This window comes from Phormidium tenue FACHB-1052 (genome assembly GCF_014696675.1).
GTDB classification, from domain to species: domain Bacteria; phylum Cyanobacteriota; class Cyanobacteriia; order Phormidesmidales; family Phormidesmidaceae; genus Nodosilinea; species Nodosilinea tenuis_A.
This window is the reverse complement of record NZ_JACJQN010000006.1, coordinates 183,219-204,399: the sequence shown is the minus strand read 5'-3', so window position 1 is coordinate 204,399 and position 21,181 is coordinate 183,219. Positions and strand designations below refer to the sequence as shown.

Here is a 21,181-nt window from a genome sequence, read left to right as displayed (position 1 = left end):
TCAAAACGCCTAAGACGGCAACAGCAACTTCACCAAAAAAGCCGCCGCATTGATAATCAGGGCCACCGTCGCCGAAATTAGCAGGGCAAAGGCCAATTGCACTACCCAGCGCATGCCCTGCTCGTAAGTGTCTAGGCGTTCGTTAAAACGCCCGATGTCGTCCGTTAGCTTATCAATCGCCTTGGCGTTTTGATCGATGGCATTAGCGTTTTGCTGCACCGTTTGAGTGGTTTTATCGACTAGAGCCTCAATGCGGTCGAGACGATCGTTGCTGGTGGTCATAAGGGGGGAGCAAGTCTATAGGGCTATTATGACCGATCCAGCCAAGGCCACAGGTCTAGGCATCGGGCAATTGCAACTGCTGCTGAAGCTGGCTCAAGGCTGCCCAGCGATGATCGAGGGGTTCAGCCTTCGCCCCTTTGCCACCTAGATCAATGCCAGGGCAATCTTCGTCGCAGATCTGGGGCATGGGCAGCGCCAGGCAGATCTGCTCATAGAGCCAGGTTTCGGGGTAGAAGTGGCCGTTGGGGGGTAGGGTCTCAAACAGATCCTCCACCGCCACCTCCCGTTCTAGCGGTAGGGTAGCGGGGTCGGGCTCATTCTCAAGCCAAATCATCTCCTGGGCCGACAACGCTACGCGGTGATTGTAGGCCTGCAGGCAGCGATCGCAGGTCAGCGTCACAATCGTATCGGCTCTAGCCTTGACCTCCAGGTAGGTGCCCTGGTGGGTAATCATCATCTCGCCCCGCACGGGGGTTAGGGTTTCCAGCTCCCCCAGGTGTTGGTCAACCTCAACGGTGAGAGTCTTCTCAGTCCGCTGTAGCAGGTTAGGAATATAAACTTTCTCCATTGTTTTTGCCTCCCATGGCTCGCGCTATCTCTGGGCGACCTAGCCGTCTGTAGCCTCGTCGTCCTGCTGCCCAGCTAGACAGACCACTAGGCGGCGATCGGGCTCACGACCGCGACTAAAGGTAGAAAGTCCGTCCTGAGCGGCTAAGAAGTGGTGCATTTGCCGCCGCTCGGCGGATGAAAGTCCCTGCATTTCATACTTTTCACCGCTGGCGAGCACACGCTCAGCGGCCACAGCCGCCATGGCCTTAAGTTCTTCAAGCCGCTTAGCTCGGTAGCCTGCTAGCTCGATAGTAAAGGCCTGCTGCTCCGCTTGCTCTTTGCCCAAATTGAGGGTGGTGTTGGCCAAATATTGAATTGAGTCAAGCACCGTGCCGCCGTCACCGATCAACGCCTGCACCTGCTCAGGCGACAAAGGATCTTCAGCAATGGTGAGCCAGCAGCTCTCCCCAGACTCGTCTTCGACCGGGTGGGCGGTGACAGTAGTAGTCAACCCCTGCATGGTGAGCAGGGTGGTTAACCAGTTGACGCCAGCGGTGGCAGCATCAGTGACCATGATGGGCTATGCCTTTTTCTTCTTGCTACGACCGGGTTCAAAGGGCAGGGTTTGCCGATTTTCCTCAACCTTGGTTTCGGCATCGACGATTTTTTGCAGATTCTCAGGCAGAGGCTCCCGCGAGAGAATAAACGTTTGCAGGGTCTGGAAGATGTTGGCGATCAGCATGTACATCAGCACCCCAGCGGGCAGGGGAAAGAACAGGAACATGCCGGAGAAAATGATCGGCGTGAACTTGTTGACGGCGGCCTGCTGAGGATTGTCACTAGTGGTAGAGCCCTGACCTGAGAGCACCTGGTTGAGATAAAGGCTGGCCCCGAAGCCCAGAATCATAATCAGAATGTCCCAGTGAATGGCACCGTCTTCACCGGTCACACCAATCCGACCCAGGGCTTTGATAAACAAAAATCCTTTGTTGGCGGCCAGACCGGGAGCCTGCACCCGCACGGTCGCTTCACCGGGGGCCAACGCGGTGATGTGGCCTTCGGCATCGATCGCAACCACATCCTCACCCTTGGTAACTTCCCACTTGGGCTGGAAGCTATCTACGTCTTCGTTGTACTGGGAAGCCAGCGCTTCAATGCTTTCGCCTTCAGCAGTTTGCAGGCGCACATCGGTCTTTTCGCCCACGACGAGCTTATTGCCACCGGGCATCACCGCTGAGATAGGGAAGTGGGAGCCGTCAGACACGTAGATGGCCTTGGGGGGCGTGGTAAACACCTGGGGCTGAATCTGCTCAATCTTTTCTTGGGGAAAGACCTGAACGTTGACGTCGTAGTTGATATCAGAGAACGGCGATCCCCGCAGGGTAGCAAACAGGGCAAAGAGAATGGGCATTTGTAGCAGCACTGGAAAGCAGCCCGCTAGGGGATTGCCAAACTCCTTGTAAACCCCGCTCATCTCCTCTTGCAGTTTCGTGGGGTTGTCTTTATAGCGCTCTTGGATCTCTTTAACGCGCTTTTGCATCAGGGGCTGAGCCACCTTCATGCGCCGCATGTTGCGAATGGAGCCGGCGTTGAGGGGGTACAGGGCAAAGCGAATTACCAGGGTGAGGGCCACAATGGCTAACCCGTAGCTGGGCACGATTCCATAGAAAAAATCTAGGATCGGCAACATGATGTTGTTAGTCAGAAATCCAATTCCAAAATCCATGGGCACCTGAACCCTGCTACAGGGGATACGACGTTAACTGCTCAGTTACCTAATCTACCCCATCGTTGGGGAGGCAAGCCGCCCCAACGGGTTGGGATTGCCGTAAGTTAGCTTTTGCTAGGGGTGCCGCTAACGGCTTGGGCTGCTGGAGAGATGCGCTCGTTGATGTAGTCGTACACCTCGCGAAAACGCGGCATAGAGCGCAGTTCTAGGCGGCTGCCATCTTTGAGGGTGACAACCATATCGCCCCAGAGGCCCAGCCCTCGGGGCACCGTGACAATTTTACTAATTTCGTTGTAAATCAGGTCAGTGCGCTCGCGCCCCATCCAGCCGCCGGTCACCGACAGCCGCCGACTGGTAATGCGGTAGCGCAGCCAGAGGGCGCGGGTAATGGCTCCAACCGTGAGGGGAAGGCAGATAATTGTAAAACCCAACAAAATATTGAAAATCAAATCGCCAATGTGGGGGCCGCCCTCGTAGAACACATCCTCACGAATGCCCATGGAATACCTCTAGCTTGGTAAACAACTGCTCCAATTCTCGCAAAAATTCGCCATATTCGCACTCAGCCGCCTCGGGCTTCAGGCTAATGACGATCCACTGAGCAGGACGCAGACGGGGCAGTAGGGTGCGCAGGGCAGCGCGCACTCGCCGCTTAAGGCGGTTGCGCACCACAGCGCGCTTGTGCACTTTGAGGCTCACCACAATGCCGATTCGTGGTGCAGGGTCGTTGGGTATCGCGGCCTTGGCCCCAGAGGGGATCGACCACGCCCGCAACAATAGGTGAGCAGAGGCTGCTCTTCTGCCCTGCCGGTAGACTTGGGAAAAATCTCGCGATCGCCGCAGCCGATGGTGTTTGGGTAGCACTACCGATCCTCAACGCGCAACAATAGCCCTGGAGCTTAAAGTAGCCCCAGGGCTATGCAATGATCTACGAACGGTGAAGGGGGTTAAACCCCAGCCCACGCTAGACTGCGAGCTTAGCCCGGCCCTTGCGGCGGCGAGCTTTAATCACCTCCTGGCCGGTGTAGGAGCGCATACGAGCGCGAAACCCGGAGGTTCGCTTTTGCTTTCGGTTGGTGCCCTCTAGGGTGCGCTTGCTCATGGCTTAGTCTCTGCCTGTTTCTGCTAAAAAGTCACGGTCTCATATAATAGCACCCGCTGGTCCCTAGCGGCTGTGGTCGTTGTCAGAAGCAATTTCCATCGGCCAGGTGCCGGCGTACTGGTTGACCACATCACCCTGGTACATCATTCTCAGGTTGAAGTAGTGGTAGCCGTAGCGGCGGGGGTTGCGCACGTCGGAGAGCACCACCACTAGGTCGGTGTTGGCCTCAATCGGCTGCTCAGGGATGATTTCAATGCGGTTCTCTTCCTGAATCCAATCGATTGCTTTGACTGGAATAACTTCACCACCGCGCCAGTCACCCTTGCGTAGCTCGATGGCGTCGGCGTTAAATCGACCGCCCGCTTCGGTAAAGCTATCGGGATAGTCAATTTCTAGGGAAATTACATCGCGCGGCAGCTTGGTGCGCATGATGTTGAGGTAATAGCGGGAGTCGGTGCTGAAGGGATAGTTGAAATCGATCAGGTATCTGAGGCGATACTCAACCTCAACGCCGCCAAAGATGGTCAAGCCGGTCTGAGCCTGAGTCGGCTGGGGCAGCGCGGTGCTGAGGCCGACCGCTGTGGCCACAGCGACCAACCCCAGGGCGGCCAACTTAAGCAATTTCTTAAGGGATGTCATGGTATACCTCCAATGAAAACTGTCTGGCCGGGTAGCTTGGGGCAACCAATCTAGGCCACCCATCACAATAGCTCTAGCGGCTCAAGGGCGCACTCCGTTCTGTGCCAGTGGTGCAACCGGGCTCCTAATATCAGGGAATTCCTAAGGAATTAGCTCCTAAATCTGCCCCATCCTACCATTTAGCCTCTGTGCCTCTGTGCCTCAGGGCGTGGCGTTGGGGCTACTCGCCGTCGTCGTCGATGATGGCATTGCGATCGAGCAGCAGTAGGTTGCGCAGCTGGTCGGTGTCGAACTCGGTGAGCCAGCCTTCGCCCGCGCTCACTACCTGCTCGGAGAGGGCTTTTTTGCTTTCAATCATCTCGTGGATGCGCTCTTCGAGGGTGCCGGTGGTGACAAATTTGTGCACCTGCACGTTGCGGGTTTGGCCAATGCGAAAGGCGCGGTCAGTGGCCTGGTTTTCGATCGCCGGGTTCCACCAGCGATCGTAGTGGAACACGTGGTTGGCGCGGGTGAGGTTGAGGCCCACCCCACCCGCCTTCAGCGACAGGATGAATAAGCGCGGTGCGGCAGGGTCGTTCTGAAACCGCTCGACCATGGCCTCTCGTTGATTTTTGGTGGTGCTGCCGTAAAGGAATAGCGCTTCTTGACCCAGATAAGACTGGAGGTGTCGCTGGAGTAGCTTGCCCCACTCGGCAAACTGGGTAAAGATCAGGGCGCGATCGCCCTCGGCAATCACTTCTTCCAGCATCTCGTCGAGCCGCTGGAGCTTGCCTGAGCGCCCTTTAAGCCCCAGGCTGGGCTCCTGCAAAAACTGGGCTGGGTGGTTGCAGATCTGCTTTAGCCGGGTCAAGAGGGCGAGAATCTGCCCCTTGCGCTGCACCCCGGTGGCGTCGTCGAGGGTTTCGAGGGCCGCATCGACGGTCTGCTGGTAGAGGTTGGCCTGCTCGGCTGAGAGGCCGCAGTAGACGCTCATCTCCTGCTTTTCGGGCAGGTCTTGAATGATGCTGCGATCGGTCTTGAGGCGGCGCAAAATAAACGGCTGCACTAGCCCTTTGAGCGCCCGCAGCGAGGCGGTGTCGCCGTAGCGCTCGATGGGGGTGGCAAAGCGCCGCTGAAAGAAATTCTTTGGCCCTAGGTAGCCGGGGTTGAGAAAATCCATGATCGACCACAACTCGCCCAGGCGGTTTTCTACCGGGGTGCCGGTGAGGGCAACGCGAAACTGAGCCTCGATCTGGCGTGCCGCTTTAGACTGCTTGGCGTCGGAGTTTTTGATGTTCTGAGCTTCATCGAGCACCAGGCAGGGCCAGCTCACCGATTGGAGCGGTTTGAGATCGCGGTAAATCAGCGCGTAGCTGGTGATCACCAGATGCTTGCCCTGCACGGCTTTGGCAAAGCTGGCTCCCTTGGGGCGGCGATCGCCGTGGTGTAGCAGCACCTTGAGCTGCGGCGCAAACCGCTTCACCTCTTTTTCCCAGTTGCCCAGCACCGAGGTAGGGCAGACCAGCAGCACCGGAGTCTCAAGCCAGCCGTTGTCTTGCAGGTAGAGCAAAAAGGCAATTAGCTGGATGGTCTTGCCCAGACCCATATCGTCGGCCAGGCAGGCTCCTAAACCCCACTGTTCCAGAAAGGCTAGCCACGACACCCCGCGCGCCTGGTAGGGTCGCAGCTTGCCTTTAAAGCCGCTGGGGGCCTCCATTTCTTCGAGGGTTTGGTTGCCGGTGGTGAGGGTTTCGATCAGGGTTTGCAGCGCCCCGGTGGCCTCAAAGCTGACCACCGGCAGCCGGTCGATCAGCTGGGTATCGCCCGTGCTAATCCGCAGGGCGTCTTCTACCGACAAGGGTGTGGCGGTCTTTTGCCCTGCCAAGAACTGCCTGGCTGCCTTCACATCCTGGGGCTTAAGCTCAACCCAGCGTCCGTTGATTTCGACCAGCGGTGAGCCCTGGTTGATCAACTGCTCAAACTCAGCGGCAGAGAGGGTTTCCCCGGCGATCGACAGCTCCCAACGAAAGTTGAGCAGGCTCTTGAGGCCGAGCCGCTGTCGCTGGTTTTGGGGCGGCACCTCTGCCTGCACCTTGAGACCCAGGCGACCAGAACCGTCTTCGGCGGTTTGAGCCAGACCAGGGGGAAGCTGTACCTCAACGCCGTTGTCTTGCAGCTGCCAGGCCGAGGCCTTAATGAACTGGTATGCCTGAATTGGATCGAGATCGCAGTGGGCTGGATGCTGCTGACGCAGACTTTCCCGAATTGGTTCGTATAGCCGGGCGGCGCGTCCTAGGGCTCCTAGCAGAGTCTCTTGGGGTGATTTGAGGGTGGCTCCCTGGTGGTGCAGCTCGTCTACGGGATGCTGCCAGATCAGATCGGCCCCCAGCTGCCAGTCGGGGTTAGCGGCTGACTGAAGCTGGTACAGAAGCTGCCAGGGCTGTTCGAGCTGTGGGGGTGGCTGTAGCACTAGCCGCAGGCGAAACTGGGTGGCGGGGTCTTCTGCTAGGGTCTGTAGGGGCGTAGTCCAGGTGGTGAGGGCCTCTTGCAGACGGGCGCTGGCGGCGGCGCTGGCCTCTAGGGTTCCCCCTGGCTGACTTAGCGCCTGGAGCCAGGGCTGAAGCGGTAGCTCCTTGCTGAGATTGGCTAAACCGTTGAGGGGCTGTGCCTGGGCAGCCTGGCGCACCTGGTGGTCAACCAAGGCGGCTAAAAAGGTGAGTAGCTGCGGCTGAGGGTCGAGGAGGGGAACCCCACAGCCCAAGGGGAATTCGCCCTTGGCAATGGGCGGCAAATGAGTACGACCGATCAGGGGCATGGCCCGCGCGAAATTGCGCAGTCGCTCTTGGTCGGGGGCGCTGTCGAGCAGGGGATGCCAGCCCGCTGCCAGGGTTTGGCTGGTGAGCTCTAGGCCCGGCAGAAACTTGCCCCGAGCCAGCAGGTTGAGTCCCCAGCGAGCAATATGACCCCAGTAGCGCAGGTCGGCCCCAATCTCGCCGGGGCCAGTGAGCGTTTGCTGCCCCAGGGGCAGAGCCAGCAGCATGGGCAAAAAGTCGGCTATGCCTAGGTGCCAGCCCTGCACTCGCCAGGGGTGGAGCACTGTGTTGGCCTGGGCCGAAGCGTCGGTCTGGGCATCGACTCGGGCTGAATGGACTGGCATGAGGGCCGATGGCGTAATCTGGGCGGGCAGCGGCAGGGTCAGCTCTCCCCAGATTGGGCCGATGGTGCGCGTCGCTGTTTTTGGACTGCGTGACGTTCCTCGTCGACCGCTGCCCTCCGGTGCTTTTTTGGTGCTTTTGCCAGTGCCCGCCGCCTTGGTCAACGCCGCTGGAAATAGCTCCCCAGTAGCAGAGCGGCCCACCAGTTGCTTTTGCATGGTAGTGAGCACCTGGGCTAGGTCGGTTTGAGCCAGGGAATAGGGGTGGGGGTGCAGACCGTCCCAGGGGGCGAGCCCATCCGGCGGCAAGGGCTGCCAGGCCTCGGCCCAGAGAAAGAACTGCTGCGCCTGGGGAACCCAACTGACGTGTAGTATTGCCATTAGCCCTGTATCTACGACTCGCTCAAAAGTTTGGCATGGGTTGGGAGCAGGTGGATAGGGCCATTTACCCCCCTGCTGTGGGTAAAACGCCAGTGAGTACCCCGGCGGGTAAGCCCATCCCCAAAGCCCCGTCCTCGGTTACGCCTGGTGTGCAGAAAACCTGCTTAATTTGCCTATCTTACTCTCTCAGGCTAGCCCTGACTGAGCAGCCTCTAGAACCTTTAGGCATATTCCATGGTGACTGGGGTGTGGTCGCTGGGTTTTTCCCAACGGCGAGGTTCAAGGTCAATGGTGCAGTTGAGGGCGCGAGCGCTCAACCCCGCCGACAGATAGTGGTGGTCAATGCGCCAGCCCATGTTTCGCTGAAACGCGGCGGTGCGGTAGTCCCACCAGCTAAAGTGACCTCCCTCATCGTTAAATAGGCGAAAGCCATCCTTAAGCCCTACCGCCATTACCTCCATAAGCGCCGCTCGCTCAGTGGGCGAAGACATAATGTGTTTCTCTTTGCCTTCGGGGTTATAGATATCTTTGTCTTCGAGGGCAATGTTGAAGTCACCGCAGACGTTCAAGTTGGGATACTCGGTGAGCAGGGTAGCTAAATAGTCTTTTAGGCAGGCTAGCCAGCGCAGCTTGTACTCGTACTTTTCGCTGCCAATAGAACTGCCGTTGGGCACGTAGAGATTCACTATATAGATGTTGCCCCACAGCCCGGCGATCACCCGCTTTTGGTCATCTAGGTCGCCGACGCGGTCTTCCCCCAGCACTGGAGCAAAGCCGTATTGCACCTTCTCTAAGGGCTGACGACTGAGCAAGGCTACCCCGTTATAGGACTTTTGGCCATGGATATAAGCGGTATAGCCTAGCTCTGAAAAGGCTGCGGTCGGGAACGTCTCGTTGATGACCTTGGTCTCTTGCAGGCACAGCACATCCACTGGGTTGGCTTGTAGCCACTGGGTCGCGTGGTCGAGGCGCGATCGAATTGAGTTGACGTTCCAGGTGGTAATCTTCAAATCTTTGCGCTTAGCTAGGTATGGAGTTGCACAAACAACGGCTTTCTATTCTCACTTTGCCAGGTCGTTTAGATTACGGAAATATAGATCGAGTTCGTTCATTCAAATTTCGATCTTAGACAGTGTACTGCTCCAGTGATATTGCTGCAACGACTGCGGTAAGCGATTTAATGAGCATACGGGCACCCCGATAGCCCGACTCCAAGCCCCCAGTTCGGTGGTAGCCACGGCGTTGAATAGCCGCACCTTCGGCGATGGGCGATGCCTACCCTGCTGAACTAACTGCGGCTGTAGGCCAGCGGTTGATTCAAGCTGGCGGCTTGGAGCCGCAACTCATTTAGCTTGGCCATTGCGTCGCCTGTGGCGATGATGTCGTGGGCTTGGGCTAGCCCCGCCTCTAATGAGTCTGCTGCTCCCCCCTGCCAAAGGTAAAACCCGGCATTCCACAGGGCGGTTTTGGCTAGCTCTGAAGGGTTACCCGAGAGAACATCCAGCAGGCGATCGCCCAGCGTTCCCTCATCCCCCAGTTCTACATCGTCGCTCTCAAACCCGTAGTCGCGGGGGTGCAGCAGCAGACGTTCGGTCTGTCCGGGGTGGTTGACTCCGACGATCGCCGTTCTGCCCCGCGCCAAATCACAGCTGCCCTCTAGCCCCTTAACCGTAATCCAGTCAGTTTGGCCGCGCAGAGCAAAAGTGCCCTTGGCGAACTCTTCAGTGGGCGGGTGAACAAACCCCATGGCTAGGGTGTGGGGGCCAGCGTAGGGCGACCACAGCAGCTCGACTGTGGCGAAGGGGGGGCGTTTGCCAATTTGCTCGCGGTAGGGCACCAATCCTTGGGCCAGCGGAAAGTGTTGGGGCAAATAGATAAAGCCGATGCCGGTGCGGTTAAGCAGGGTGTGGGCCTGCTCAAGGCTGTGGGGGCGCAGATCCATGCCTAGCTGTCCCCAGAGTTCAATTAACGGAATGCCTTCTTTAGTGGGCATGCGATCGCCTCCATGCATCATCACCGGCACTCCAGCGGCGGCCAGCACCAGGGCGGTGATGGGGGTGACAGGGGCGGTGCGCGATCGCCCGTCGTAGGGGCAGCTCAGTACCAGGGCGCGGCGGCTGTAGGCGCTATCGGGGGCGATCGCGGGCATCGTTGGCCCCAGTTTTTCGTAGGCATCTAGAGTGCCTGCCAGCTCATCGACGGTGGGGCGCTTGATGCGGTGGGCAATCATAAACGCGCCGATCTGGGCCGGGGTAGCCGTTTGGGTCAGCATCAGGCGGGTGGCGGCTTCGGCTTCGGCCCGAGTCAGCGCCCTAGAGGTGTGGCTACCGCTGCCAACTTGCTTGAGCAAATCCCGAAACTCATGGCTCATAGAGGCTGCTGACCCTTGGGGGGGAGGGGTTCGTAAAGGATGATTACCTAACTGTAAGACACCGCTGCGGGTCTAAGGCGAATGGGGGTAGCCAGACTCTGCACCAGATCGTGAAACCGCTGAATGGGAGGAATCACCAGGCGATCGCGGGTAGTCACCAGCACCACCGAGCGGGTCAGCACCGGCGCTTCGGTAGGGCGTACCGCCAGGGTAGGGTCGTCGTGGCAGTCGGCCAGAGCCGACTGGGGCAACAGAGCGATAAAGTTGCCCTGGCGAATCACCCCCCGAAAGGCGTCAAGGGTGTTGAGCTCCATCGCCGGGTTAAACACCTCGCCTCGGTCTTGAAACTGCTGCTGCACCAGTCGCGCCATACCGTAGCCATCTTTAAAGATAATCTGCGGATACCGGGCCAGCATCTCCCAGGAAATCGCAGGCTGGCGGGCTAGGTCGTGGTTGCCCGCCATCAGCACCTCAATCGTTTCAGTAAACAGGGGGGTAACTACCATTTCGGGCTGGGTGGTGAGGCGCGGATTATCCATCACAATGGCCAGATCAACTAGGCCGTCGCGCAGTACCTTGAGGGAGCGATCGCTGCCCAGGGCCGTCACCCGCAGCTGCACTTGAGGATACTCTGAGCAAAATTGCTGGAGCACTGGCGGCAGCACCGTGGCACACACCGACTGAATCGCCGCCACGCAGAGCTCGGGCTGCTTACCGGCCATCAGGTCAGCAATATCTTTAGAAACCTGCATCCAGTCTTGGTAAATGCGCCGCGCCTTAGGCAGCAAGCGCTCTCCGGCCACCGTGAGTTTGGCCTGGGCACCCCGGTGAAACAGGGGCGCATCCAGCTCGGCCTCCAGGGCTTGCACCTGGCGACTGACGGTAGACTGAGTCACCGCGCACTGCTGCGCCGCCGCCTGAAAGCTGCCGGTTTCAGCCACTGATAAAAATGCCTGGAGCTGCTCTATACGCATTCTTGACAGGTATCCACACCGCTGTTAGACAAAAACGACTCAACGGGGTTTCGTCAGGCCGCCCCTGTCTTGATTAGCAGATCGCACCCCCCCACTTGGTATCAAAAGTAGCGATACCTGGTTTAGGCCATCGGTGTTCTTGGCGAAAAGCGGCAAACTGCAAGCCAGATAGCTCACTTCAGCCCTTGCCTGACCAACGCTTCATGCCTCAGTCTTCCCCAGCAGCGGGCGAGTATTGAGCCAAGTTTAGATATGACTCAGCGCTAGCAACTTAGAGGGTTGGGCATGGGGTATAGGGTTCAAGGCCGGTCGTGAACCTCAGACCCTACACCTTAGACCCTAAACCCCCACTAACGTTTGGCTTTGCAGTCTACCGGCAGCGCTTAGACCGATTGGGTCTGGAGCTGACGTAGGGCGGCCTCAGCGTGGAGCTGCACCCCAGGGTCTGGGTCGTGCAGCAGCGATCGCAGCTCACGCTCCAGCCTTGGATCGCCCATCTGCCCCAGGGCCAATACCAGGTGGCGACGCAGGGTGCTGTTCTCGGCGGTGGTCTGCTGTAACCAGTTCGCCAAAGCCGAGGTGGCCTGGGAACGATGGGCGGGGGCCACAGCGGCCATTCCCTGCACCACGGCCAGTTGAGCGGGAGGCTCCAACTGATCCCAGGCTTGAATGAGGCCGTCTAGGGCCGTGGGGGTATTCTGCCAGCTCAAGGCCTGCACGGTAAAAACTTGGAGGGCTTCAGGGGTGCCGGGGGTTTGCAGCAGCTGTAGCAGAGGCGTTGCCGCCGCCGCACTCGACAGCCGCCCCAGGGCATAGGCGGCCTGCTGGGCCACCCGCTCATCGGTGTCTCTAAGCAGCGGCGTCAGGGCGTCGATCAGCTGTTGAGTGGGCAGGCACAGTCGCAGTCCCAGCAGCCCCCGCACTGCTGCCGCCCGCACCGCTGCCGCTGAATCCCCTAGGCTTTGCTGCACCACGGGCAACAGGGTGGGGTCAGCAAAGGCGCTGAGGGCATCAAGGGCGGTGGCCCGCACGGGCGATCGCCCATCGGTCATCGCCAGCTTCAGCCAGGGAATCGTGGCGGGGTGATGAATGCGGGCTAGAGCCTGCACCGCTACGGGCCGCAGGGCGGGTTGCGCTAGCTGCTCGCCCAGGGCGGCGATCGCCCCAGGGCCAATCTGGGTCAGGGCCGCCGCCATCGCCTGGCGCAGGTCTTCGTCGGTGGTGGTGGCAAAGGTGTTGACCAGGGCAGCGATCACCTCGGGGCGATCAAACTCTCCCAGGGCGCGGGCCGCAAACCAGCGGGCTTCCCAATCGCACTCGCTGTCTTGAAGCATGGCCAGCAGATCGTCTAAGGCCGCATCACCTAGATCGGCGACCTGGCGCGACTGCTCCCAGCGATCGTGAAAGTCTCCGGCACCCAGCCTGGCCACCGCAGTTCGAACTGCCTCCAAGGAAGATGATGACACCGCAAACGGATCAAAAGAGGACACGGGGCGCTCCTGATTGGCTCTGGGACGGGCAGCGGTCTCCTACACCATAGGGCCTGAACCTGAGTTTCCCAAGGGCTGACTATGCAGTTCGCGCAGCCGCCTCTTGCGGAGCCTGCATGGTGCTGGCAAAAACGTATGAGTCTATACAAAAGCCTGTTTAGAGCGGTTCTAGGCTAGCCACACCTAACCCTAGGCTGATCCCGATCGTTCTGTAGCGATTGAGGCAGTAGCGTCCGGGGGAGACTGGGAGACTTTCACCAGTTGGAGCCTCAGGTAGGGAATACGTCGGTAAACGTCTTGCTACAACGGTGTACCAGTGACCACTTCTATCAACACGGCCAGCACAGCGGCCACTGCCAAACTCAACAAGTTTGAACAGTTTAAGGCCGACAAAGACGGTCTGCTAGTCAAGCACGAGCTGGAGCAATTTGCCCAGCTAGGGTGGGAAGCCGTGGACGACACCGACCTCACCCATCGGCTCAAGTGGCTGGGCATTTTCTTTCGCCCGGTGACGCCCGGCAAGTTTATGCTGCGGCTGCGGCTGCCCAACGGGTTGCTCAACGGCTATAAGGCTCGCACCCTGGCAGAAATTATCCAGCGCTATGGCGAAGACGGCAGCGCCGACATCACCACCCGCCAAAACCTTCAGCTACGGGGCATTCTGCTTGAAGACATCCCCGATATTTTTCGCCGTATGCACGCGGCGGGCCTGACCTCCATTCAGTCGGGCATGGACAACGTGCGCAACATCACCGGGTCGCCCGTGGCTGGCCTTGACGCTGACGAGCTGATCGACACCCAGGGGCTGGTGCGCAAAGTTCAAGATATGATCACCGCCAATGGCGAAGGCAATGCGGCCTTTAGCAACCTGCCTCGCAAATTCAACATTGCCATTGAAGGCGGGCGCGACAACTCTATCCACGCAGAGATTAACGACATTGCCTTTGTGCCCGCCTACCGAGAGGGCGTGCTGGGCTTTAACGTCGTAGTGGGGGGATTTTTCTCCGCCCGCCGCTGTGAGGCCGCCATTCCGCTCAATGCCTGGGTGCCCTCTGACGACGACAGCGTTGTGGAGCTGTGCCGCGCCATTCTCGAGGTGTACCGCGATCACGGCCCCCGAGTAAACCGGCAAAAAGCCCGCCTGATGTGGCTAATTGACGAATGGGGGATGGATCAATTTCGGGCGGCGGTGGAAGTGGCCTACGGTCAGCCGCTGCTGTCGGCTGCGCCCAAGGATGAAATGGACTGGGACAAGCGCGACCACATTGGCGTCTACCCCCAAAAGCAGGTGGGGCTCAACTACGTGGGGCTGCACATCCCGGTGGGGCGCTTGCAGGCGGCTGATCTGTTTGACCTGGCCCGGCTAGCGGAGGTCTATGGCAGCGGCGAACTGCGCCTGACGGTGGAGCAGAACGTGATTATTCCTAACGTGCCCGACTCGCGGCTGGCGGTGCTGCGGCAAGAGCCGCTGCTGGAGAAATTCTCGATCGCCCCCTCGGCCCTGACGCGATCGCTGGTTTCCTGTACCGGGTCACAGTTCTGCAACTTTGCCCTGGTGGAAACCAAGCAGCGCGCCGTCGCCCTGGCCGAGGCCCTAGACGCAGAACTCACCCTGTCGCAGCCGGTGCGAATTCACTGGACGGGCTGCCCCAACTCCTGCGGTCAGCCCCAGGTGGCCGACATTGGTCTAATGGGCACCAAGGTGCGCAAGGACGGCAAAACCGTGGAAGGGGTGGACATTTTTATGGGCGGCAAGGTGGGTAAGGAAGCTCACCTGGGTGAAAAGGTGCAGCAGGGCATTCCCTGTGATGAGCTGCACGGAGTGCTGCGATCGCTGCTGATCGACAACTTCGGTGCCCAGCCCAAAAATGCTGCTGAAACCCACAACGGTCTAATGGTGACGGCGGACTAAAAAAATGTCCTGTGGGCCAACGGCCCCAGGACACACAGTTTGCATTTGAGGCAAACGTAGCACAGTCCATCGCCCGGTGGCGATAGCGAATATTAGGTTTTCACAACTTTGTGTTTTTGAAAGGTTTTTGGTGTGAGGTGTGCTTGAGATTTGAATTGATCCCTCCAGATATTTGCGGTAGGAGATGCCCTCGTTAGCTCCCTTAAAAGAGTGAAATGCGCTTCTTTGAAAGCTCTACAGCGTTCTTCAGGAGAGTGAGATAACTCCATTGATAAATCCATCATTAGCTATCTCAGTACCTCAGGCTTCTAGGGATCAGCTCTCAACCACCCGGCTTTTCAAAGGGGCATAGGGGATTTCCAACCACGCCTTTACCATTCCTCTGAGCCATTTCTATTGCTGTTTACCCGTTGAGCTTATGACCGATCCGGCTAAAACCTTGTGTCCCTACTGCGGCGTGGGTTGCGGCCTGGAAGTCCTACCTCCGGCTCAGCCCAACAAGCCCACTATCCGCGACGCCCAGGGAAATCCACTGTGGCAAACGCGGGGCGATCGCGCCCATCCCTCCAGCCAGGGTATGGTGTGCGTCAAGGGGGCCACCGTGGCCGAGTCCCTCGATCGCGATCGGCTCAAGTACCCAATGATGCGGGCCTCCCTTGACGAGCCTTTCCAGCGGGTGTCGTGGGAGGTGGCGCTCGATGCGATCGTCAACCGCATTCAAACCGTGCGCCAGGAAATGGGGCCAGACGGCATCTGCGTCTACGGCTCGGGCCAGTTTCAAACCGAAGACTACTACGTGGCCCAGAAGCTGGTGAAGGGCTGTCTGGGTACTAACAACTTCGACGCCAACTCGCGGCTGTGCATGTCGTCGGCGGTGGCGGGCTACATCCAGAGCTTTGGCAGCGACGGCCCGCCCTGCTGCTACGCCGATCTAGAGGCCACCGACTGCGCCTTTCTAATCGGCACCAACGCCGCCGAGTGCCACCCCATTGTCTTTAATCGCCTGCGCAAGCACCACAAGCGCCACGGCCACGTCAAACTAATCGTGGTTGACCCTCGCCGCACCGACACCGCTAAGGCCGCCGACCTGCACCTGGCGATTCGCCCCGGCAGCGACATAACCCTGCTCAACGGCATTGGCCACCTGCTGCTGCGCTGGGGCAGCCTTGATCCCGAGTTTATTGACGGCTGCACCCAGGGCTTTGCCGCCTACACCGAGGTGCTACGCCACTACGAGCCGACCATTGTGGCCGATCGCTGCGGCATTACCGTCGCCGATCTAGAAACTGCCGCCCGCGCCTGGGCCGAGGCCAAGGCGGTGCTGTCGCTGTGGTCGATGGGGCTCAACCAGTCGTCGGAGGGAACGGCAAAGGTCAGGTCGCTGATCAACCTTCACCTAATGACCGGCAACATTGGCCGACCGGGGGCGGGGCCGTTTTCCCTCACCGGCCAGCCTAACGCCATGGGCGGGCGCGAGGCCGGGGGGCTATCCCACATTCTGCCGGGCTATCGTCTGGTGAAAAACGCCGACCACCGCCACCAGGTGGAACAGTTCTGGGGATTGCCCGCCGGGCAGATTTCTGCAACACCGGGCCTAGCCGTGGGCGAAATGATGCTGGCCCTAGAGCACCAACAGGTGGGCCTGCTGTGGATCGCCGCCACCAACCCAGCGGTCAGCCTGCCCGACCTCAACCGCACCAAGGCCGCGCTGCGCCAGTCGCCCTTCACCGTCTACCAAGACGCCTACTATCCTACTGAGACCGCCGAGTTTGCCCACCTGCTGCTGCCCGCTGCCCAGTGGGGCGAAAAAACCGGCACTATGACTAACTCGGAGCGGGTAGTCACTCTCTGTCCTGCCTTTCGCTCGCCCCCCGGCGAGGCCCGCCCCGACTGGGAAATTTTTGCCGAGGTGGGCCGTCGCTTGGGCTTTGCCCACCAGTTTGAGTTTGTCACCAGCGCCGAGGTCTACCGCGAGTTTGCCCAGATCACCCGAGGGCAGCCCTGCGACATCACCGGCCTCAGCCACGATCGCCTGCGAGCGCTTGGCCCCATTCAGTGGCCCTGTCCCGACCCTGAAACCACCGCCACCGCTGCCACCCGCCACGACAAGCGCCTCTACACCCGAGGTATGTTTAACACTGCCGATCGCCGGGCTCGCTTCGCCGCCTTTCACTCCAATGGCCTGGCCGAGCCCCCCGACGACCAGTTTCCCTTTGTGCTGACCACTGGGCGGCTTTACGGTCACTGGCACACCCAAACCCGCACCGGGCGCATCGAAAAAATTCAGAAAATGCACCCGGCTCCGTTCCTCGAGATCAACCCCCGCGATGCCCAGCAGCTCCAGGTGCAGGGGGGGGAATGGGTGGAGGTGCGATCGCCCCGAGGCACTGTTCGCCTGCCCCTGCTGGTGACCCAAAACATTCGCCGGGGCACCCTGTTTGTGCCCATGCACTGGGGCAGTCTGTGGGCCGACAATGCCGAGTGCAATGCCCTCACCCACCCGGTCGCCTGCCCGACCTCAGGCCAGCCCGAACTCAAAGCCTGTGCGGTGCAAGTCGTGCCGCTGAAGCCCCCCGAGGCGGCAACCGTCGCCGCAGAAGCTTTACCCGAGACTACAGAATCGTCTATTCTCTCAGCAGCACCCACCTCCTGAGCAGTTAGCATCGATGGCAAACTGGGCCAAACGGCTGATCAAGCAACTCGAAAACGACGTTTTTTTAGGCCGCCTGCACCAGTTTGAAGGCAGCATCTCGAAGGTGCTTTCCCTGGGTATGGTCGTCGTTATTTTGGCGATCGTATTTGACCTGGTCGTGGTGCTCATCCATGCCATTTTCACCACTGCTCCTGGCGAGTTTTTGGGCCAGACCGTGATCGATATTTTCGGTCTCTTTTTAACGGTGCTGATCGCCCTGGAAATTTTAGAAAATATCACCGCCTACATCCAAAAGCACGTAGTGCAGGTCGAGCTGGTGATCGCCACGGCCCTGACGGCGGTGGGCCGAAAGTTCATTATTCTTGATCTGGACAAGGTGTCGGGTACGACGCTGATCGGGCTGGCGATCGCCGTCTTTGCCCTCGCCATCAGCTACTGGATCGTGCGCAGCAGCCACCGTTAATTAGTTTTTAATGTTGAGTTTTGAGTTCTAATCATTCAAAATTAAATACTCAAAACTTACTCACAAATAGCGCTGAAGAATTTCGCTAGTCCGTCGTCCAGTCTGCTCCCAGCTAAAGGCCTTGACTCGCGCCAGCCCCGCTTGGTGAAGCGTCGCCCAAAGTGTGGGGTCACTGGCCACAGCGGTCATCGCCTCGGCTAGCTCACCGACGTTGTAGGGGTCGATTGACAGTGCCGCATCCCCAGCCACTTCAGGCAGCGAAGAAACGTTAGACGTAATGACAGGGGTACCGCAGGCCATCGCCTCTAGAACGGGCAGGCCAAACCCTTCCCACAGACTGGGAAACACCAGCGCGATCGCCTGGTTGATCAACCGAGGCAGCTCATCGTAGGGCACATAGGCCAAAAACTGGACGCGATTGCCCAGCCCCATCGCCTCCACCTGAGCTTGCAGCGCTGGCGTATAGCGGGGGTCAGGCACTCCAGCAATCAACAGCTTAAAGTCGGGTAACCTGGTTTGTGCAAAAGCCTCAATCAGACGGCCCAAGTTCTTGTAGGTGTAGTGGCTACCCACATAGAGAAAATAGGGCTGGCGCGGCAAATCTAGCCAGCGATAATGATCAGCATCGTAGGCCAGCGGAATGACTGTCGTGGCCCCCGGCGGTGAACCAAAAAAGCGGTGAATATCGCGCAGGGTTGACTCAGAGTCGCAAATGATGTGCTCAGCCTGGCGAATCACCTGGGGCAGATAGTGTCGAAAATACAGCGTCAGCGGCGACCCCTTTTGGGGAAAGTGCAGGGGAATTAGGTCGTGCACTGTCACCACCGTTCGGCACGATGACCAGAGCGGTGTTTCGGGAATGGGCGAAAATAGCAGTTTTGCCCCAAGCTGCCGATACAGCTTCGGCACCTGAAACTGTGTCCACCACAGCCGTCGAGCATGGCCCTGCTTGCCTGAATCCGTGGTCGCCCCTGGAGGGGAGGGGAGATGGCGATATTCGGCGATCGCGCGATCGCTTAGTATGCAGCTATCTTCCTTGGGAAGATGCCGAATCAGATTGAGCGCATAGACCCCAAGCCCCGTTGGTTTGGTAGGAATAAACGCCAGGTTAATCAGCAGGGCAGCCTCAGTCATGCCAGAGTCGTTCGGTTGTGTATTTCGTCCCTGCGGTCGGCTAGCCAGTGCTTACCCATTCAGCGTTTTCAAATCGTGGTCAACCATCGATTCAACTAAGCGCTGAAACGAATACTGGGGTTGCCAATTGAGCTGAGTTTGAATCTTGTCGATCGCCCCTACCAGTTGCACATCCTCATCGGGGCGATAAAATGCCGGATCGACGCTGACATACTGCTGGTAGTCCAGACCCAGGTAGCTAAATGCACAATCCACCAGCTCACGTACAGAATGGGTCTCACCGCTAGCGATGATATAGTCATCGGGGCTCTCCTGCTGCAGCATCAGCCACATCGCCGTCACCACATCCTGAGCATGGCACCAGTCTCGTCGAGCATCTAAATTTCCCAGCCGCAGTTCCTTAGCCAGGCCGAGTTTAATCTGCACCGCCCCCCGCGTAATTTTACGAAAGACAAATTCAGCCCCCCGCCGCGGCGACTCATGGGTGTAGGTAATGCCGCAGCAGGCGTACAGATCGTACTTTTGGCGATAATTGACTGTCATCCAGTGGGCGTAAGCTTTGGCCACCCCGTAAGGATTGCGGGGTCGAAAGGCGGTGCGTTCGGTCTGGGGAGACTCATCGGGCTGGCCAAACACCTCACTGCTCGATGCCTGGTAAAAGCGAGTGCTGCGCTTGCAGCGCCGAATCGCCTCTAGCAGGCGAGATACCCCAAGGGCTGTGTACTCAGCGGTTAGGGCAGGCTGTGTCCAAGACAAAGGCACATAGCTCTGAGAGGCCAAGTTGTAAATCTCATCGGGCTGCGTCTGCTCGATGGCGTCAATTAGAGAGAACTGGTCTAGCAGATCGCCAGATATGACTTCAATCTGATTTGAAAAATGGCTGATGCGCTCAAAACTGCTGGAACTAGAGCGCCTGACCATGCCACAGACCTCATACCCCTGCGACAGCAAAAGCTCAGCCAGGTACGATCCGTCTTGGCCGGTGAGGCCCGTAATCAACGCTTTCTTTGCCATTGAAACTGCTCGCTAAGATCCCTAGGGCTGGGCTTATCTATAGTAGTGAACGATAGGCCGCCAGCGTTAATTTAGCCGTACGAGTCCAGGAAAACTGAGCGGCCTGATGATAGCCTTTGGCAATCAAGGCCTGGCGTAGAGGGCGATCGCCAATCACCTGCCATAGCGCTTCAGCCAAGTCTTCCACGCTAGTGGGGTCTACCAACAGCGCCGCATCACCAGCCACCTCCGGTAAAGACGACGTATTGGCAGTAACCACCGGACAGCCTAGGGTCATGGCCTCCAGCACCGGCAGACCAAAACCCTCGTAGAGAGAGGGGTAGGCAAACACATCGGCATTTTTGTAGCAGTAAGCTACTTCAGCATCAGAGAGATAGTCGAGATGGCGAATGTGATGCTGCCAGGGAGAGGCAGCGATCGCCTCAAAGATCGGCTCAAACTGCCATCCCTTTTGGCCCACCAGCACCAGTTGATGATCAATTCGATGCTTATTTTTAAGCTGGTCAAAGGCCCGAATCAGGCGCACTATATTCTTGCGAGGTTCTAGGGTGCTAACAAAGAGAATATAGGGGCGATCGCCCAAATCAACTGCTTTCACGGCACGACTCACCGCCTGGGTGTCATCGGCGTAGCGGCTAGCCAAAGGCGTTACCCATATCCGCTCTGGCGAAACCCCCATATACTCCACGATGTCGCGCTTAGAGCTTTCAGAAATAGTCACCACCAGATCGGTCCAGCTTAAACACTGCTGCACCCGCTGACTATAGGTGCGCACCACGGCAGTCACATACTCGGGGTAGCGCAGGAATGACAGATCATAAATCGTCATCACTCGCTGGCTATGGCGACAGGGATAGACTGCATAGTTAGTGCCGTGGTAGATGTCGGGCTGACCAAACCGATGCTCTAGCTGCCCCAAAACTGGATTTTTAGGCAACTGGGCCAGCAGGTTGAGCAGGCGTACCGGCAAGGGTAAGACGGTCACGTTGTCGTAGGTTGTCAGCGCCTCAGGCAGAGCTAAATTCCCGCGCAACCAGTTTTTCAGGCTGGGTTGGTAGGCGACGCCGAGGCTAAAGTTTTCAGATGCTTGCAGCGATCGCATCGACCCCAGCAGGTTCAGTACGTACAACCCTACCCCGCTGGGCTTGGGCAAAACTGGAGTAGCGTCTACAACAACCCTAAACATATGTAGGTCAAAACTTTAACTATTACGATTAACTTTAAAGCCTAAAAATAACCGACTTCTCCCTCCGCTTAGCTCTACGCTATCAAATTCTACTTCCGCCAAAAAACTTTGTCGTAAGCAGTCTTTCCTAGTTGCCTCTGCCCAGGCACTTAAAATACACTTGAGGGCA

General features: G+C 58.5%; 19 protein-coding genes. 3 read left to right on the top strand and 16 right to left on the bottom strand.

Annotated elements, in window-relative coordinates; translation table 11 throughout:
- Nucleotides 1–9 precede the first annotated feature (9 nt).
- From H6G07_RS10860 to H6G07_RS10800, 13 genes are all read right to left on the bottom strand, one after another.
- A complete protein-coding gene (locus tag H6G07_RS10860; protein ID WP_073608265.1) occupies nt 10–282 on the bottom strand; it encodes a ssr2422 family thylakoid membrane protein in 273 nt (90 codons plus the stop codon).
- Nucleotides 283–337: 55 nt separating this feature from the next.
- The gene (locus H6G07_RS10855; RefSeq protein ID WP_073608266.1) at nt 338–850 is read right to left on the bottom strand and encodes a YceD family protein; all 513 of its coding nucleotides are present in this window, start codon (nt 848–850) and stop codon (nt 338–340) included.
- 39 nt (nt 851–889) lie between these two features.
- On the bottom strand, nt 890–1,405 hold the full coding sequence (locus H6G07_RS10850) for a Jag family protein (protein ID WP_073608267.1): 516 nt from the start codon (nt 1,403–1,405) through the stop codon (nt 890–892).
- A gap of 6 nt (nt 1,406–1,411) precedes the next feature.
- Nucleotides 1,412–2,557: a membrane protein insertase YidC gene (gene yidC, locus H6G07_RS10845; protein WP_073608268.1), complete on the bottom strand. Its 1,146-nt coding sequence runs from the start codon at nt 2,555–2,557 to the stop codon at nt 1,412–1,414.
- Between the two features lie 107 nt (nt 2,558–2,664).
- Nucleotides 2,665–3,060, bottom strand: a complete 396-nt coding sequence (locus H6G07_RS10840) for a PH domain-containing protein (protein WP_073608269.1) — start codon at nt 3,058–3,060, stop codon at nt 2,665–2,667.
- Nucleotides 3,047–3,424 (bottom strand): ribonuclease P protein component, encoded by a 378-nt coding sequence (gene rnpA, locus H6G07_RS10835; protein WP_073608270.1) that lies wholly within the window; start codon nt 3,422–3,424, stop codon nt 3,047–3,049. The genes H6G07_RS10840 and rnpA overlap by 14 nt, the downstream gene beginning before the upstream one ends.
- A gap of 100 nt (nt 3,425–3,524) precedes the next feature.
- Nucleotides 3,525–3,662, bottom strand: coding sequence for a 50S ribosomal protein L34 (gene rpmH / locus H6G07_RS10830; protein ID WP_073608271.1), 138 nt, complete (start codon nt 3,660–3,662; stop codon nt 3,525–3,527).
- Between the two features lie 63 nt (nt 3,663–3,725).
- The gene (locus tag H6G07_RS10825; RefSeq protein WP_171972997.1) at nt 3,726–4,301 is read right to left on the bottom strand and encodes a DUF2808 domain-containing protein; all 576 of its coding nucleotides are present in this window, start codon (nt 4,299–4,301) and stop codon (nt 3,726–3,728) included.
- A 220-nt stretch (nt 4,302–4,521) separates the two neighbouring features.
- Nucleotides 4,522–7,815 (bottom strand): sll1366 family intein-prone helicase, encoded by a 3,294-nt coding sequence (locus H6G07_RS10820; RefSeq protein WP_073608273.1) that lies wholly within the window; start codon nt 7,813–7,815, stop codon nt 4,522–4,524.
- 221 nt (nt 7,816–8,036) lie between these two features.
- On the bottom strand, nt 8,037–8,825 hold the full coding sequence (xth, locus tag H6G07_RS10815) for an exodeoxyribonuclease III (RefSeq protein WP_073608274.1): 789 nt from the start codon (nt 8,823–8,825) through the stop codon (nt 8,037–8,039).
- 278 nt (nt 8,826–9,103) lie between these two features.
- Nucleotides 9,104–10,186, bottom strand: coding sequence for an anthranilate phosphoribosyltransferase family protein (locus H6G07_RS10810; protein ID WP_073608275.1), 1,083 nt, complete (start codon nt 10,184–10,186; stop codon nt 9,104–9,106).
- A 47-nt stretch (nt 10,187–10,233) separates the two neighbouring features.
- Entirely contained in the window at nt 10,234–11,160 is a 927-nt protein-coding gene (locus H6G07_RS10805) for a LysR family transcriptional regulator (protein WP_073608276.1), read from the bottom strand.
- Nucleotides 11,161–11,543: 383 nt separating this feature from the next.
- The gene (locus tag H6G07_RS10800; RefSeq protein ID WP_139297015.1) at nt 11,544–12,650 is read right to left on the bottom strand and encodes a HEAT repeat domain-containing protein; all 1,107 of its coding nucleotides are present in this window, start codon (nt 12,648–12,650) and stop codon (nt 11,544–11,546) included.
- A gap of 316 nt (nt 12,651–12,966) precedes the next feature.
- On the opposite strand from H6G07_RS10800, the gene H6G07_RS10795 reads away from it, so the two are divergent.
- The 3 genes from H6G07_RS10795 to H6G07_RS10785 all read left to right on the top strand — a co-directional run bounded on the left by H6G07_RS10795 (nt 12,967) and on the right by H6G07_RS10785 (nt 17,678).
- On the top strand, nt 12,967–14,562 hold the full coding sequence (locus H6G07_RS10795; protein ID WP_073608278.1) for a ferredoxin--nitrite reductase: 1,596 nt from the start codon (nt 12,967–12,969) through the stop codon (nt 14,560–14,562).
- Nucleotides 14,563–14,980: 418 nt separating this feature from the next.
- Nucleotides 14,981–17,215, top strand: coding sequence for a molybdopterin oxidoreductase family protein (locus H6G07_RS10790; protein WP_073608279.1), 2,235 nt, complete (start codon nt 14,981–14,983; stop codon nt 17,213–17,215).
- Nucleotides 17,216–17,228: 13 nt separating this feature from the next.
- Complete coding sequence (locus H6G07_RS10785) at nt 17,229–17,678, top strand: phosphate-starvation-inducible PsiE family protein (protein WP_073608280.1); 450 nt, start codon at nt 17,229–17,231, stop codon at nt 17,676–17,678.
- A 60-nt stretch (nt 17,679–17,738) separates the two neighbouring features.
- Here the strand turns inward: H6G07_RS10785 and H6G07_RS10780 are convergent, their stop codons facing one another.
- From H6G07_RS10780 to H6G07_RS10770, 3 genes are read right to left on the bottom strand one after another with little or no spacing between them, the layout of a single operon-like run.
- On the bottom strand, nt 17,739–18,812 hold the full coding sequence (locus tag H6G07_RS10780; RefSeq protein WP_073608281.1) for a glycosyltransferase family 4 protein: 1,074 nt from the start codon (nt 18,810–18,812) through the stop codon (nt 17,739–17,741).
- A 51-nt stretch (nt 18,813–18,863) separates the two neighbouring features.
- A complete protein-coding gene (locus H6G07_RS10775; RefSeq protein ID WP_073608282.1) occupies nt 18,864–19,826 on the bottom strand; it encodes a GDP-mannose 4,6-dehydratase in 963 nt (320 codons plus the stop codon).
- Nucleotides 19,827–19,863: 37 nt separating this feature from the next.
- Nucleotides 19,864–21,012, bottom strand: a complete 1,149-nt coding sequence (locus H6G07_RS10770) for a glycosyltransferase family 4 protein (RefSeq protein ID WP_073608283.1) — start codon at nt 21,010–21,012, stop codon at nt 19,864–19,866.
- Nucleotides 21,013–21,181 lie beyond the last annotated feature (169 nt).